The sequence below is a fragment of the Streptococcus parasanguinis genome (genome assembly GCF_015556095.1).
Taxonomy (GTDB): Bacteria; Bacillota; Bacilli; order Lactobacillales; family Streptococcaceae; genus Streptococcus; species Streptococcus parasanguinis_Q.
On the sequence record NZ_JADNLT010000001.1, the window covers coordinates 337753 to 352642 of the forward strand.

Annotated in this window: 17 protein-coding genes; all 17 read left to right on the top strand. The window is 42.9% G+C overall.

Going from position 1 to position 14890, the window contains the following annotated elements:
* Positions 1-31: 31 nt before the first annotated feature.
* Positions 32-664 (top strand): orotate phosphoribosyltransferase, encoded by a 633-nt coding sequence (gene pyrE, locus I2E70_RS01740; protein WP_023917983.1) that lies wholly within the window; start codon positions 32-34, stop codon positions 662-664.
* Between the two features lie 142 nt (positions 665-806).
* Positions 807-1406: a hypothetical protein gene (locus I2E70_RS01745; RefSeq protein WP_070586150.1), complete on the top strand. Its 600-nt coding sequence runs from the start codon at positions 807-809 to the stop codon at positions 1404-1406.
* A gap of 55 nt (positions 1407-1461) precedes the next feature.
* The gene (locus tag I2E70_RS01750; RefSeq protein ID WP_023917987.1) at positions 1462-1953 is read left to right on the top strand and encodes a DUF3592 domain-containing protein; all 492 of its coding nucleotides are present in this window, start codon (positions 1462-1464) and stop codon (positions 1951-1953) included.
* A 148-nt stretch (positions 1954-2101) separates the two neighbouring features.
* The gene (locus I2E70_RS01755; protein WP_195423145.1) at positions 2102-3607 is read left to right on the top strand and encodes a glycosyltransferase family 39 protein; all 1506 of its coding nucleotides are present in this window, start codon (positions 2102-2104) and stop codon (positions 3605-3607) included.
* Between the two features lie 130 nt (positions 3608-3737).
* Complete coding sequence (locus I2E70_RS01760; protein ID WP_049483129.1) at positions 3738-4391, top strand: uracil-DNA glycosylase; 654 nt, start codon at positions 3738-3740, stop codon at positions 4389-4391.
* Between the two features lie 8 nt (positions 4392-4399).
* Entirely contained in the window at positions 4400-4864 is a 465-nt protein-coding gene (locus I2E70_RS01765; RefSeq protein ID WP_003003493.1) for an NUDIX hydrolase, read from the top strand.
* A gap of 11 nt (positions 4865-4875) precedes the next feature.
* Positions 4876-6144 (top strand): dihydroorotase, encoded by a 1269-nt coding sequence (locus tag I2E70_RS01770; protein WP_049483126.1) that lies wholly within the window; start codon positions 4876-4878, stop codon positions 6142-6144.
* A 14-nt stretch (positions 6145-6158) separates the two neighbouring features.
* Positions 6159-7001: an SGNH/GDSL hydrolase family protein gene (locus tag I2E70_RS01775; protein WP_049486214.1), complete on the top strand. Its 843-nt coding sequence runs from the start codon at positions 6159-6161 to the stop codon at positions 6999-7001.
* Entirely contained in the window at positions 6970-7602 is a 633-nt protein-coding gene (locus I2E70_RS01780; protein WP_195423147.1) for a YpmS family protein, read from the top strand. Before I2E70_RS01775 ends, I2E70_RS01780 begins: the two co-directional genes overlap by 32 nt.
* A gap of 561 nt (positions 7603-8163) precedes the next feature.
* Positions 8164-9726 (top strand): 2-isopropylmalate synthase, encoded by a 1563-nt coding sequence (locus I2E70_RS01785; protein ID WP_195423149.1) that lies wholly within the window; start codon positions 8164-8166, stop codon positions 9724-9726.
* Positions 9727-9738: 12 nt separating this feature from the next.
* Complete coding sequence (gene leuB / locus I2E70_RS01790; protein ID WP_049474888.1) at positions 9739-10776, top strand: 3-isopropylmalate dehydrogenase; 1038 nt, start codon at positions 9739-9741, stop codon at positions 10774-10776.
* 1 nt (position 10777) lies between these two features.
* Entirely contained in the window at positions 10778-11056 is a 279-nt protein-coding gene (locus tag I2E70_RS01795; RefSeq protein WP_049474889.1) for a DUF1294 domain-containing protein, read from the top strand.
* Positions 11057-11080: 24 nt separating this feature from the next.
* A complete protein-coding gene (leuC, locus tag I2E70_RS01800; RefSeq protein WP_155199560.1) occupies positions 11081-12463 on the top strand; it encodes a 3-isopropylmalate dehydratase large subunit in 1383 nt (460 codons plus the stop codon).
* Between the two features lie 11 nt (positions 12464-12474).
* Positions 12475-13065 (top strand): 3-isopropylmalate dehydratase small subunit, encoded by a 591-nt coding sequence (gene leuD, locus I2E70_RS01805; protein ID WP_070665884.1) that lies wholly within the window; start codon positions 12475-12477, stop codon positions 13063-13065.
* A 98-nt stretch (positions 13066-13163) separates the two neighbouring features.
* Positions 13164-13949: an L-threonylcarbamoyladenylate synthase gene (locus tag I2E70_RS01810; RefSeq protein ID WP_195423151.1), complete on the top strand. Its 786-nt coding sequence runs from the start codon at positions 13164-13166 to the stop codon at positions 13947-13949.
* Between the two features lie 99 nt (positions 13950-14048).
* A complete protein-coding gene (locus I2E70_RS01815) occupies positions 14049-14414 on the top strand; it encodes a hypothetical protein (protein WP_195423153.1) in 366 nt (121 codons plus the stop codon).
* Between the two features lie 56 nt (positions 14415-14470).
* On the top strand, positions 14471-14881 hold the full coding sequence (locus tag I2E70_RS01820) for a hypothetical protein (RefSeq protein WP_195423156.1): 411 nt from the start codon (positions 14471-14473) through the stop codon (positions 14879-14881).
* Positions 14882-14890 lie beyond the last annotated feature (9 nt).

Sequence of the window (14890 nt, forward strand, 5' to 3'; positions counted from 1 at the left end):
TATATGATTAAAATCGTAAAAAGGAGTCGTCATGTCATTAGCTAAAGATATTGCTAGCCATCTTTTGAAAATCGAAGCGGTTTATTTGAAACCAGAAGAACCTTTTACTTGGGCATCTGGGATCAAGTCCCCAATTTATACCGATAACCGTGTAACCCTCGCTTATCCTGAAACTCGTACCTTGATCGAAAATGGATTTGTAGATAAAATCAAGGAAGCTTTCCCTGAAGTAGAAGTGATTGCAGGTACAGCAACTGCAGGAATTCCTCACGGAGCCATTATTGCGGACAAGATGAATTTGCCATTTGCCTACATCCGTAGCAAACCAAAAGACCATGGTGCTGGAAACCAAATTGAAGGCCGTGTACCACAAGGTCAAAAGATGGTCGTAGTGGAAGATTTGATTTCTACTGGTGGATCTGTCTTGGATGCTGTCGCAGCTGCCAAGCGTGAAGGGGCGGACGTTCTTGGTGTGGTTGCCATCTTCACCTACCAATTGGAGAAAGCCGATAAGAAATTTGCGGAAGCTGGCGTTCAACTTGAAACCTTGTCTAACTACACAGAATTGATTCATTTAGCAGAAGAACAAGGTTACATCACTTCTGAAGGTTTAGAGTTGTTACACCGTTTCAAGGAAAACCAAGAAACTTGGCAAGATAAATAATAGGACGGAAGCGTTTCTAACGCTTCTTTTTTATACTCTATTCACTAGTTGGTGATTAACTTGAATCTCAAAGTAAAATCCGGTATGATAGTAGTAATTGTTTTTATGGATGAAGGAAAAACTATTTTTAAGGGAGAATAAGATGACAAAAGAACATTATTTGCAAATGAAGAAGGAATTTAAAATTAGATTTACAATTATTATCGTCCTAGGTATAATTGCTAGTGTATTTTATATTCAGATATTGCTTAGCCACTCTCGTGAAGTGCCCTTTTTTATAACCTGTCTTGGAACTCTCACCTTCATCAATCGGTCATTGATTGCACCTTTCTTTTATGAGAAAAAAGCAGCTGAGAAGGAACATCCAGAATGGAAGAATTTATCAACAAAAGGAGTAGAAATTCCTCAGGAAGAAATTCAAAAACGAAATGGGATATCGATCCTATCTTTCATCATTGTAATTGTTGGATTCTTCATGTTATACCGACCAGCTCCAAAAACGGATGTAGGAACTGAGGTAATAAAAACTAATAGCGAGATCCAGTCTGTGCCAGAAAGTTCGACAGAAAAAGAATCTAGCACAGTCTCTAATTTAACCCCGAAAGATGTTCAAACTTTACAAGAATTGAAAGAAGAGATTGAATCCAATGCTCCATCAGATTCAAATTCACTAGATATAAACAAAGCAAAAGATTTTGCAGAAAAAGCGCAGCAACAGAATTGGTTGAAAAGGGGAGAATAAAAATTTTTCAAGGGATTTGAAACCAACTAGTTTATGTGAAAGGGTAAAAAAATCAATGACAGTAACAATATTCTGGCTTAGCTTGGGCATTCTGAGCCTTGTTTTCTTGATCATGCTGCTCATCTTTTACACCTTGTATCGTCGTGAAATAAAAGTGAAAACAGAATCAACCGCAAAAGTTCTGGGAGAAGTAGTTGCTTTTGATTCCAAAAATCAACTGCTTATTTCCCTGCCTGTGGTGGAGTATCAAGTTGGGGGCGAAAGATACCAAAAGACCTTTACCTACGCTTATTTCAGAGAGACTTCTTCTAAGTCAAGACAAACCAATGTTTTCGATAGAACCTATGTTCTTGGAGCCGGCAAAAATCTGGATTTGCGGATGATATTCCCAATCGGGTCTCCTATGACAGTCTTTTATAATCCAGTCGACCCACAGATCGGTTTTGTCGAACGATATGCTGGCTTAGTCGGTTTCTATAAAATCGGAATGATTCTAACGGTTGGAATTTATCTTGTATTATTATGTATTTTAATTCTAGTATTTTAGGTCTGTTAGTTAAGGTTAAGAGTTAAAAATTGCTTCGATAAAATGAGTATGTTTATAAATTACATTTTAGAACAACTTTTCTTTTCACTTTACAGTTGATAGTCAGTCCAAAACAGCAGAAATGCTGTTTTTTTGATATAATGGACCTATGTTATCGAAAAGTAAACGTATTCTATTTGGGATGCTTCATGTTGTCATGTTGCTAGTGATGGTCCACTGGTTCTTGATCAGTGTGACCTATCTGAGAGAGATTTCGTGGCTAGCCATTTCAGGTGCTGGATTGCTATTTCTGCTAGCCTGGCTGAAACGCGATGGGCTAAAGAGTGCCTTTGCTTGGTTGACTCGGCATAAAAAAGGCTTCTTACTTGGAGCGGTTGTCTTTCAGTTGATTGTTATGGTTTGTGCGGAGCTCTTTATCCGTCGGGATGCTGCGGTTGTTTTCAAAGGGGCTTTTGATCTTCTTAAGCAATCCTCTATCACCAACTACCTCAGTCGCAATCCCAATAACATTCCGCTCTTTCTTTACGAGAAGTTTTTCTATGTCTTATTTGGCTCTAGCGGTCTGTGGGTCATGCAGGCTCTCAATATCCTCTATGTCAATCTGGGTGCAGTCCTCTTGTACAAGCTGTCCCAGAAGCATTTCAATCAAAAAACGGCTGATCTGGTCTATCTCTTCTATGTGAGCTTGATCTGTTACTCGCCGTATTTCTATTCCATGTACACGGACATTCCGCCGCTTCCTTTGATCGCTCTTCAGTTATGGTGGGCCTTGGATCTCTTGAAGGAAGACCAAGCAAGCATCTCTTGGAAGAAGATAGTTGGCTTGGGCATCTTATCTGGCCTATCCATGTTGATCCGTCCAACGACTATTATTGTCATGATTGCCTTTTGGGCTGTACTCTTCTTCAGAGGAAATTGGAAGGCCTTTGGCAAGATTGCTACGGTGACCGTGATTATGACGGGATTTGTCTTTGCAGGATTGAATACGGCGGTCAATCATCAAACAGTTGTGCCGATCTTGAAACAAGAAGGGTTGGCTAAAGGACCGCTCTTGTTTATCAATCTGGGCTTGACAGATATGGGGCACAACCAAGAAGATATGAAAGAAGGCTTGCTAGCCTATATTGATGAGGATAAGCGCTCGGATTACAACAATGGCCTCTTTAAAAAAGAAAATGTGATCAAAGAAATCAAGCGCCGTCTTAAGGAGTACGGACCGTTCGGTTTGATCGGGCATATCTACTACAAGCAATCTTTGACGGTCGCAGAAGGGACCCTAGGTTGGCTTTACCGAGATTTAGAGTATGAGAAGACACCTTATATTAATCCTCTCTATGCGCCACTGACTAAAAACAATGGTCTGGCAAAATGGGTGCGGACCTATTTCCTTAGCATTGATCGCCCGCAGTACAAGTATTATGAATTTGTGAAGCAGGTGATCTGGATCATCCTATCGGCTGGTTTGGTTGGAGCTTATCTCAAACGTCGAGATACAGATGAATTTAACTTCCTTTCCTTAGCGGTCTTTGGTGGTTTGCTCTTCTTAACCATCTTTGAAGGTGGGAAAACCCGCTACCTCATCCAATTCTTACCGCAAATTTTACTAGTCGCTTCGATCGGTCTAGCAGGATTTACCAAGAAAGAAAATACCTAAAAGCTCTGGCTTGTTTGACAGACAGAAAAAGAGGCTAGGACTTTTGTCCCAGCCTCTTTTTTATCCAGTGGATCTGCGCCAAATGTGGTATAATGGAAGGTAAGAATTTATTGGATAGCGGAGAGTTTCCATGCAGCATTCACCCTGGCATGAAGCCATCAAATCCCATCTTCCAGAAGGGTATTTTCACCAGATCAATGACTTTATGAATGAAGTCTACAGCAAAGGAGTGGTTTATCCACCGCGTGACAAGGTCTTTAAGGCCTTGCAGACGACAGAGATGGATCAGGTCAAGGTTTTGATTTTAGGCCAAGATCCCTACCATGGACCGGATCAAGCGCAGGGCTTAAGTTTTTCTGTTCCGGATCATGTACCAGCGCCGCCGTCTTTGCAAAATATTCTCAAAGAATTGCGCTCAGATATCGGAGAGAAGCGTTCCCATGATCTGACCTCTTGGGCGGAGCAAGGAGTGCTCTTGCTCAATGCCTGTTTGACAGTGCCTGCTGGTCAGGCAAATGGTCATGCTGGTCAAATTTGGGAGCCTTTCACAGATGCTGTGATCAAGGTGGTCAATGATTTGGAGGAGCCAGTTGTCTTTATCCTCTGGGGATCTTATGCCCGTAAGAAAAAGCCGCTGATTACCAACGATCGACATTTGGTCCTTGAATCAGCTCACCCAAGTCCCTTATCGGCCTACCGAGGATTCTTTGGTTCCCAACCCTTTTCAAAAACCAATCAATTTTTGAAAGAGGCGGGACGTGAGCCGATTGATTGGTTAAGATAGGAGAAAAAATGCCACAATTAGCAACGATTTGTTACATTGACAATGGGAAAGAATTTCTCATGCTGCATCGCAATAAAAAGCCCAATGATGTCCATGAAGGCAAATGGATCGGAGTTGGTGGGAAATTAGAACGCGGGGAAACCCCACAGGAGTGTGCGGCGCGTGAGATTTTTGAGGAGACGGGCCTTAGAGCCAAGCCAGTCTTGAAAGGGATCATTACCTTTCCGGAGTTTACTCCAGATTTGGACTGGTACACCTATGTCTTCAAGGTAACAGATTTTGAAGGAGAACTAATCGAGTGTAACGAAGGGACCTTGGAGTGGGTGCCTTATGATCAAGTCCTCTCAAAACCAACCTGGGAAGGGGACCACACCTTTGTCGAGTGGCTCTTGGAGGATAAACCCTTCTTTTCAGCAATGTTTCGCTATGACGGCGACCGCTTGTTAGAGTCGCATGTTGATTTTTATGAATAAAGGAGAATGCAATGGTTGTCATTAAAAATGGTCGCGTAATGGATCCCAAGACTGGCTTGGATCAAGTCTGTGATCTTCGCATTGAAGGAAAGAAAATTGTAGAGATCGCTGAGAACCTCCCAACGGATGGACAAGAAGTCCTTGATGCTACTGGTCTGGTTGTGGCACCTGGTTTGATCGATGTTCACGTGCATTTCCGCGAACCCGGTCAAACTCATAAAGAAGACATCCATACGGGTGCCTTAGCCGCAGCTGCTGGTGGTTTTACTCGAGTGGTCATGATGGCCAATACCAATCCGACCATTTCAGATATTGCGACCTTAGAGGAAGTCTTAGCTTCTGCAGCCAAGGAAAATCTTCACATTCATACGGTTGCGACGGTGACTAAGAACTTTGACGGTCAACACCTGACAGATTTTGAAGGCCTGCTTAAGGCTGGTGCAGTAGGATTTTCAGATGATGGGATTCCCCTTCAAAGCACTAAGGTTGTCCGCCAAGCTTTGGAAGAAGCTAAGCGTCTAGGAACCTTTATTAGTCTGCATGAAGAAGACCCTGAGTTGAATGGCATTCTTGGTTTGAATGAAAACATTGCCAAGGAACACTTCCATGTCTGTGGGGCGACGGGTGTAGCTGAATATTCAATGGCTGCGCGTGATGCCATGATTGCCCATGCGACAGGTGCTCACCTCCATATCCAACACCTTTCCAAGGAAGAAAGTGTCAAGGTGGTGGAATTTGCCCAAGGATTAGGTGCTCATGTGACGGCAGAAGTGGCACCTCAACACTTTTCGAAAACAGAAAGTCTGCTCTTGACTAAGGGAAGCAATGCTAAGATGAATCCACCTCTTCGCTTGGAATCTGACCGTCTAGCAGTGATTGAAGGCTTGAAGTCAGGCGTCATCTCTGTGATTGCGACTGACCACGCGCCTCACCATGCAAATGAGAAGAATGTTCCTGATATTACCAAAGCACCATCTGGCATGACTGGGCTTGAAACTTCGCTCTCTCTTGGTTTGACCTACTTGGTGCATGCTGGCCATTTAAGCCTGATGCAATTGCTTGAAAAGATGTCCTATAATCCAGCACGTCTCTATGATTTTGATGCTGGCTATATCGCAGTGGATGGACCGGCTGATTTAACCATCTTTGATCCAGAAGCAGATCGTCTGGTATCGGATCATTTCGCTTCAAAAGCTGGCAATTCACCATTTGTGGGTGAAACATTAAAAGGGAAAGTTGCTTATACAATCTGTGATGGACAAGTGATTTTTCAAGGATAAGCGATCGTATTCATATGAATCTTAAAAAAATGATGCAAGGCTTGGTTTTCTTTTTAACCAGCCTTCTTGTCTTTGTCTTTCTATTTCGTGCTCTGCTACCAACTGCATCCCCTCGTATGACCAAGCCCAAAACGGCTGCGAAAGAAATCACCTATACTTATGTAGCTCTAGGGGATTCACTGACTGAAGGAGTAGGGGATAGCACCAAGCAAGGGGGCTTCGTGCCCATTCTTGCCCAAAGCCTATCCAATGAAAATGACGGTCAGTACCAGCCTGTCAACTATGGAGTAGCTGGGAATACAAGTGCTCAGATCTTAGATCGACTCAAGAAGCAAACAGATCTTCAGAAGGATCTCAAAAAGGCGCGTGTCATGACCTTAACGGTTGGGGGAAATGACCTGCGCAAAGTCGTTGTCGATCATCTGAGTGACTTTTCCCTATCGGATATCCAAAAGCCGCTCAAGAATTATACAGCGAACCTCAAAGAAATTATTACAAAGGCCAGAAAGGACAATCCCCATCTTCCCATTTATGTAGTGGGGATCTACAATCCTCTTTACCTGAATTTTCCTGAATTAACTAATATCCAGACGGCTGTCGATCGTTGGAATGAGAGGACGGAAGAAACCATCGCGCAATTTGATCTGGTCTATTTCGTCCCGATCAATGATCTGCTTTATAAAGGAATTGATGGCAAAATGGGCGTATCAGAAGTCAGTGACGGGAAGACTACCGTTATCAATGATGCCCTGTATGAAGAGGATAGCTTTCACCCTAACAATACGGGCTATGAAAAGATGAAACAAGCAATATTGGAGAAAATCAATGCCACGAAGAAAACTTGGAGTCAAAAATAATCCCATCAACGAGAAGGTCCCCTTCCTTCAAAAAATTAATATTTGGAAATGGTTGTTTTTAGGATTGGTGAGCCTTCTCTTAGCCTTTGCTATAGTCGTGCAAGGACGCTTAGCGACGCCAAGAGAAGATGTTAGCCAGCTTCATCAATCAGTTGGCACCAAAGATGTCAAAGTTGGAACCATGACAACGACTCGAGATCAACTCAATGACACCATCAAATCGCTTCTGAAAAAATATAAGCTGTCCGACTACAAGGTCTATGCAGACAATCAGCAAATCCTATTAGAAGGGCAGTTGAGTCTCTTAGGGAAGGAGTATCCCTTATATATTTACTTCCAACCATCCAAATTGGAAAATGGGAACATCCTCTTGACGGTGAAGGATTTTTCAGTTGGAACCTTTCAAATTCCTCAAAAAATGGTTTTGCGGCTTTTGAACAAAAATAAAAATATCCCAGATTTTATCCAGATTTCGCCAAAAGAGTCTACCATCACCATTGTATTACCTGAAATTGATAATGACTTTGGAATCTATGTCAAGGCCAATACCATTGATCTCTATAATGACAAGATCGTTTTTGATTTGTATCAGAAGAAGTAGAGTAACAGGGTCTATTCAGATTGATGGAAAATTGTATTTTACATAAAACAACTAGAATGATGCTGAAAATAAAAACGATACTTACTATTAGGCTTATTCAATAAATATTGAAACTTTCCGCCGTGAGAAAAGTGCTAGAAACACTTTTGTTTCTAGCACTCGGGAGTTTTGGAACCTTAGGTCCAAAACTAAGTCATGGAACTTCTTTGAAGTTCGCTGACGTCCGTCTTCACCTAAGGAAAGTTTCTAAGATGACTTTATCTTCAATCTAACTAGAACTGAACGCTTTATTTTGTTTCTATTCAAAAAATTCAGAATATTACAGAAAATTCTTGACATTGCTTTTTCCCTATGCTAAAATACTAAACAAGACATTGAACAAAGGAGAAAGTCAAACATGAAAACAGCTAAGTTTATTCAATTTGCTTTGTTGTTGAGGTATAAGGGCTAGTGCAGAAGCATTAGTCCTGTTTGGCTTACCAAGCGGGCAAAAACATCTCGCTTGGTTAACCGAGTGAGATGTTTTTCTTTATATCCACTACATAGAAATGAGGAGACCCTATGCGTAAAGTTGAATTTTTAGATACCAGCCTTCGGGATGGTGAACAGACTCCGGGAGTTAATTTCTCTATCAAAGAAAAGATTGCTATTGCCAAACAATTGGAAAAATGGGGTATTTCTGCTATTGAAGCAGGTTTTCCAGCGGCTAGTCCGGATTCCTTCACAGCTGTACAGGAAATTGCAAAGGTCTTGACCAAGACAGCCGTAACTGGCCTAGCTCGTTCTGTCAAATCAGATATTGATGCTTGTTATGAAGCCTTGAAGGATGCTAAGTATCCACAAATTCACGTCTTTATCGCAACCAGTCCCATTCACCGGGAGTTTAAACTCAACAAGACAAAGGAAGAAATCCTTGAAATGATCAAAGAACACGTTTCTTACGCTCGCTCAAAATTTGAAATTGTTGAATTCTCTCCCGAAGATGCAACTCGGACAGAATTGGATTTCCTCTTGCAAGTCGTACAGACTGCAGTTGATGCTGGTGCTAGCTACATCAACATTCCTGATACAGTCGGTTTCACGATACCAGCGGAGTACGGTGCCATTTTCAAATACTTGATTGACCATGTCAAGACAGATCGCGAGATTATCTATTCCCCTCATTGCCATGATGACCTAGGAATGGCAGTGGCCAATAGTCTCGCTGCTGTTAAAAATGGTGCCCGTCGTGTCGAAGGAACCATTAATGGAATCGGTGAACGGGCCGGCAATGCGGCGCTTGAAGAGGTAGCGGTTGCTCTCAATATCCGTGAAGATTATTACCAAGTTGAAAGTCCGATTGTCCTTAATGAAACCATCAACACTTCTGAGTTGGTCTCTCGTTACTCTGGTATTCCAATTCCTAAAAACAAGGCGGTTGTTGGTGGCAATGCCTTCTCACACGAGTCTGGGATCCACCAAGATGGAGTTCTTAAAAATCCTCTTACCTATGAAATCATCACGCCTGAGTTGGTGGGTGTTAAGAGCAATAGTCTCCCTCTTGGAAAATTGTCTGGTCGCCATGCCTTTGTCGAAAAACTGCATGAGTTGGGACTGGATTTCACAGAAGAAGATATCAAGCCATTGTTTGCTAAGTTCAAATCTCTGGCAGACAAGAAACACGAGATCACAGATGCCGATATCCGCGCCCTTGTTGCCGGTACAGCAGTGGAAAATCCAGAAGGATTCCAATTTAATGATCTACGCTTAACCACCAATGCAGACGAAACGATTACAGCAGCAGTTAGCCTCAGCAATGAAGAAGGGGAAGTGCTTGAGTTCCTTGCCAATGGTCAAGGGTCGGTTGAAGCCATCTTTAATGCGATTGATAAATTCTTCAACCAAACCGTTCGCTTGACCTCTTACAATATCGATGCAGTGACAGATGGGATCGACGCTCAAGCCCGTGTCTTGGTATCGGTGGAAAATGTCGATACAGATACGATCTTCAATGCCTCTGGTTTGGACTTTGACGTATTAAAAGCCTCTGCCATTGCTTATATCAATGCCAATACGCTGGTTCAAAAAGAGAATGCGGGTGAAATGGGACGAACTGTCTCTTACCGGGATCTTCCACAAGCCTAAGAGGAAATGAACATGACAAAGAAAATTGTAACACTTGCAGGAGATGGGATTGGCCCTGAGATCATGGCAGCTGGACTAGAGGTTCTCGCAGCCGTTGCTCCCAAAATTGGCTTTGATTATAGTCTAGAAGACAAACCTTTTGGGGGTGCTGGGATTGATGCCGCTGGCCACCCACTTCCCCAAGATACTCTCGAAGCAGCTAAAGGAGCGGATGCTATTCTTCTCGCAGCCATCGGGAGTCCTGAGTATGACCATGCTCCTGTTCGTCCAGAACAAGGCCTGCTCGCTATTCGCAAGGAATTAAATCTCTTTGCCAATATTCGTCCTGTACGGATTTTTGACGCCTTAAAACATCTGTCTCCTTTGAAACCAGAGCGTATCGAGGGTGTCGACTTTGTAGTCGTGCGTGAATTGACAGGTGGGATTTACTTTGGAGAGCATATCTTGAAAGAAGATACAGCGCGCGATATCAATGATTACAGCGCAGAAGAAATCCGTCGGATTATGCGCCAAGCCTTCAAAATTGCGCAAGGACGTGGCAAGAAAGTGACCAGTATCGATAAGCAAAATGTCCTTGCAACATCTAAATTATGGCGCCAAGTAGCAGAAGAAGTTGCCAAAGAATTTCCAGATGTGACCTTAGAGCACCAGCTTGTCGATAGTGCAGCCATGATCATGATCACCAATCCAGCTCGCTTTGATGTCGTCGTAACAGAGAATTTATTTGGAGATATCTTATCTGACGAATCGAGCGTCCTTCCAGGAACACTAGGCGTGATGCCATCTGCTAGTCATTCTGACCAAGGGCCAAGTATGTACGAACCGATTCATGGTTCAGCACCTGATATTGCTGGTCAAGGCATTGCCAATCCGATCTCCATGATCCTGTCCGTTGCCATGATGCTCCGAGACAGTTTTGGAGAAACAGCAGGTGCAGAAATGATCGAAGAAGCTGTCAATCAAACCTTGAATCAAGGAATCTTAACGCGAGATCTAGGTGGTCAGGCTTCTACTGCTGAGATGACTGCAGCCATTATTGGGAATCTCTAAGATGACTTGGAGAGATCGCTGTTTAGTTCTTATTGCTATTTGGAATAGTATCGTATTTCTGACCTATGGTTTAGATAAACGAAAAGCTATCCAAAAGAGGTGGCGGATTCCTGAAAAGGTCCTGTTACTCGAGAGCTGGCTACTTGGTGGATTCGGAGCTCTACTAGGCGGATATCTCTTTCACCACAAGGTGCGGAAATGGTATTTTCAAGCTAGCTGGTGGGGCAGTAGCCTACTTTTAGCAGGTGCCCTCTTTCTAATCCTTCAATGGATTTCCTAACAAGAAGATAAAAGGAGAAAGACGATGAGTGGAAAATCAATCTTTGATAAACTTTGGGACCGCCATGTTATTACAGGAGTGGAAGGGCAACCCCAACTCATGTATGTGGACCAACACTACATCCACGAAGTGACGAGTCCGCAAGCCTTTCAAGGATTACGGGACGCAGGACGCAAGGTTCGACGACCCGATTTAACCTTTGGAACCTTTGATCACAATGTTCCAACGGTCAATATTTTTGATATTCGAGATGTGATTTCAAAAGCCCAGATTGATAAATTAGCTGAGAATGTGGTGGACTTTGGGATTGATCATGCTGCCCATGGTTCTGCTAAGCAAGGAATCGTTCATATGGTGGGCCCTGAAACCGGTCGGACCCAGCCTGGGAAATTTATTGTCTGTGGAGACAGCCATACCGCAACCCACGGAGCCTTTGGTGCCATTGCCTTTGGGATTGGAACCAGTGAAGTGGAGCATGTCTTTGCTACCCAAACCATCTGGCAAGTCAAACCCAAGAAAATGTTGGTTGAATTCACCGGAACCCCACAAAAAGGGATCTATTCAAAGGATTACATCCTAGCTTTGATAGCGCGCTACGGTGTTGCTTGTGGAGTTGGCTATGTCGTAGAGTATCGGGGAGAAGCAATTGATCGCTTGACCATGGAAGAACGCATGACCATCTGCAATATGTCGATCGAGTTCGGGTCCAAAATGGGGATCATGAATCCAGATGAGACGACCTTTGACTACCTCCGGGGACGCGAATGTGTGCCAGATGATTTTGAGGCCGCAGTAGCTGATTGGAAGACTCTGGTTAGTGATGACGATGCCGTTTATGATAAGGTCATCCGTATGGATGTATCCGATCTTGCTCCGATGGTGACTTGGGGGACCAATCCTTCTATGGGAGTGGACTTCGAGACTCCTTTTCCAGAGATTCGAGACATGAATGATGAACGGGCTTATCATTATATGGATCTAGAACCTGGCCAAAAACCAGCAGACATTGAATTGGGCTATATCTTTATCGGTTCTTGTACCAATGCGCGTCTCAGTGATTTGGAGGTGGCAGCCAAGTTTGTGAAAGGCAAAAAAATTGCACCAAACTTAACTGCTATTGTGGTCCCTGGCTCTCGTCCGGTTAAGCAAGCCGCCGAAAAGTTGGGTTTGGATAAAATCTTTATGGATGCAGGCTTTGAATGGCGTGATCCAGGATGCTCCATGTGTCTAGGAATGAATCCGGACAAGGTTCCAGATGGCGTCCACTGTGCCTCTACTAGCAACCGGAACTTTGAAGACCGCCAAGGATTTGGGGCTAAAACCCATCTCTGTAGCCCAGCAATGGCCGCTGCAGCAGCAATCGCTGGTCGCTTTGTCGATGTGCGCCAAATGCCAGAAGTCGAGTAAAAGGAGGAAGCATGGAGAAATTTACCAGTTATACGGGAACTACAGTTCCTTTGATGAACGATAATATTGATACTGACCAAATCCTCCCCAAGCAATTCTTAAAGTTAATTGATAAAAAAGGTTTTGGGAAATACCTCATGTATGCTTGGCGCTATTTGGATGACCAATATACTGAGGATCCAGATTTTATCTTTAACAAGCCAGAATACCGCAAGGCAACCATTTTGATCACTGGTGACAATTTTGGGGCTGGTTCCTCTCGGGAACACGCAGCCTGGGCTTTAGCTGATTATGGCTTTAAAGTCGTTATCGCCGGATCCTTCGGAGATATCCATTACAATAATGAGCTCAATAATGGCATGCTGCCGATTGTCCAACCGCTAGAGGTTCGTCAAAAATTGGCAAGTTTGAAGCCGGCAGATCCAGTGACGGTAGATTTGGAAGAGCAGAAGATCCTCTCGCCTGTTGGAGAGTTTCGCTTTGAGATCGATCAAGATTGGAAGCACAAATTGCTCAACGGGTTGGATGATATCGGGATTACACTTCAGTATGAAGACTTGATCGCAGCTTATGAGAAGAACAGGCCAGCTTACTGGCAATGATAAAATTGTATACTGAATTACGAATTTTCTGAAAATATATTGAATTTGAGACTGTTTTTTGATACAATACTAAAAAGAATAGAAAAGGAAAGAGACTTATGACAAAACACATTCAATGGGACGGACAACTTTCACAAGAAGGATTTGATATTCTAAATGGAGAGGGTGGCTGTATCGTCTGCCCTACCAAAGTTGGCTATATCATCATGACCAGTGACAAGGCTGGCTTGGAACGTAAATTCGAAGCCAAAGAACGCAACCGCAACAAACCAGGTGTGGTTCTCTGCGGAAGCATGGATGAACTTCGTGCCCTTGCGCAATTGAATCCTGAAATCGAAGCCTTCTACCAAAAACATTGGGATGAAGATATCTTGCTTGGTTGTATCCTTCCTTGGCGTGAAGATGCCTATGCAAAATTGCAGGCTTTCGGAGATGGACGTGAAGAACTCATGACAGACGTTCGTGGAACCAGCTGTTTTGTCATCAAATTTGGTAAAGCTGGTGAGCAAATTGCCAAAGAAATGTGGGAAAAAGAAGGCAAGATGGTTTACGCTTCTTCAGCCAACCCTTCCGGTAAAGGAAACCGCGGGAAGGTCGAAGGAATTGGTGAGCGCATCGAAGGTGCCGTGGACTTGGTCATCGAAGCAGATGCTTATGTAGCTTCTATCCAACCAGACAAGACCATTGAAACTCGCTATGAACAAGGTGTGATGGTCTCTATGGTTGATGCCGAAGGAAAACTGATTCCAGAACAAGGAGCAGGTAGCCGTTCTGTCAATACTTGTCCAGTTGTGATCCGTAAAGGATTGGATATCGATAAGATCATGATGCACTTATCTGATCATTTCAACTCTTGGAACTACCGCCAAGGGGAATACTATTAAGAAACAGAAAAAAGCATTCCATTTGGGATGCTTTTTTTGTGAAAGGATAAAAGATGGTATAATAAAGTCAAACGATGTTCCAATAGAAGAGGAGTTAGTATGGTCTCCAGAAAAGCATTTATCGATAAAGCCAATCAGGAATGTTTTTCCTTCAACATCCAAATCCCATGGTGGACGTACAATAACTTCAAGTCATTGGTTCGAAGAAAAAGGCTCTCTGAGGAGCAACTCTATCAGATCTTTCTTTTACTTTGTAGAGAGGTAGAAGACCGGCAAATGCAGGCAGTAGCCGATAAGAGAAAGTATCAGACCGGATTTTATATAGTCGCATGCAATGGTCGCGAATTTCGCTTTGAGTTTGCTTTTAAAAAGAACCAAGAACTAAGAGTTTATAATCTCTTTGAGACCGTAAATGGTCGCAAGAAACTCACCCTGATGGACCTGCTTGATTACATAATGGATTGACGATGTATAGAAACAATAAGGGTTCGCTAAAGATTGATAAAAGAAAGAGTAGTTCTATGATTTCAAGAGATGCATTTTTAGAAAGAATCAATCAGGAGGGATTTTCATTTAGTATTGACATCCCGCGCAGAAATTTTTCGGATTTTACATCATTAGTTCGGAGAAGAAGAATTTCAGAAGAAGACCTCTATCAGCTGTTTTATAACTATTGTCAAGAACTAGAAAATTGTTTGAAAGAAGCAGGGGAGAAACGACGCTTGCTCTTCAATAAGTTTCCAGTTAGCCCCGTTCATGATAAATATAAAACGAAATTTGATACAGTGGCACCCAACGGACGCGAATTCCGCTTTGAGTTTGTCTTTAGCAATGACAATCATTTAAAAGTTTATCACATGATCGAAACTGTTAATGGTCGTAGGAAAAAAACTCCTATGGAAATACTGATGGACCTAGTCGATGCATTATAATGAGGATCT

Coding starts and splice junctions, on each gene's coding strand:
- pyrE (WP_023917983.1), top strand. CDS start 32: ATGTCATTAGCTAAAGATATTGCTAGCCATCTTTTGAAAATCGAAGCG.
- I2E70_RS01745 (WP_070586150.1), top strand. CDS start 807: ATGACAAAAGAACATTATTTGCAAATGAAGAAGGAATTTAAAATTAGA.
- I2E70_RS01750 (WP_023917987.1), top strand. CDS start 1,462: ATGACAGTAACAATATTCTGGCTTAGCTTGGGCATTCTGAGCCTTGTT.
- I2E70_RS01755 (WP_195423145.1), top strand. CDS start 2,102: ATGTTATCGAAAAGTAAACGTATTCTATTTGGGATGCTTCATGTTGTC.
- I2E70_RS01760 (WP_049483129.1), top strand. CDS start 3,738: ATGCAGCATTCACCCTGGCATGAAGCCATCAAATCCCATCTTCCAGAA.
- I2E70_RS01765 (WP_003003493.1), top strand. CDS start 4,400: ATGCCACAATTAGCAACGATTTGTTACATTGACAATGGGAAAGAATTT.
- I2E70_RS01770 (WP_049483126.1), top strand. CDS start 4,876: ATGGTTGTCATTAAAAATGGTCGCGTAATGGATCCCAAGACTGGCTTG.
- I2E70_RS01775 (WP_049486214.1), top strand. CDS start 6,159: ATGAATCTTAAAAAAATGATGCAAGGCTTGGTTTTCTTTTTAACCAGC.
- I2E70_RS01780 (WP_195423147.1), top strand. CDS start 6,970: ATGCCACGAAGAAAACTTGGAGTCAAAAATAATCCCATCAACGAGAAG.
- I2E70_RS01785 (WP_195423149.1), top strand. CDS start 8,164: ATGCGTAAAGTTGAATTTTTAGATACCAGCCTTCGGGATGGTGAACAG.
- leuB (WP_049474888.1), top strand. CDS start 9,739: ATGACAAAGAAAATTGTAACACTTGCAGGAGATGGGATTGGCCCTGAG.
- I2E70_RS01795 (WP_049474889.1), top strand. CDS start 10,778: ATGACTTGGAGAGATCGCTGTTTAGTTCTTATTGCTATTTGGAATAGT.
- leuC (WP_155199560.1), top strand. CDS start 11,081: ATGAGTGGAAAATCAATCTTTGATAAACTTTGGGACCGCCATGTTATT.
- leuD (WP_070665884.1), top strand. CDS start 12,475: ATGGAGAAATTTACCAGTTATACGGGAACTACAGTTCCTTTGATGAAC.
- I2E70_RS01810 (WP_195423151.1), top strand. CDS start 13,164: ATGACAAAACACATTCAATGGGACGGACAACTTTCACAAGAAGGATTT.
- I2E70_RS01815 (WP_195423153.1), top strand. CDS start 14,049: ATGGTCTCCAGAAAAGCATTTATCGATAAAGCCAATCAGGAATGTTTT.
- I2E70_RS01820 (WP_195423156.1), top strand. CDS start 14,471: ATGATTTCAAGAGATGCATTTTTAGAAAGAATCAATCAGGAGGGATTT.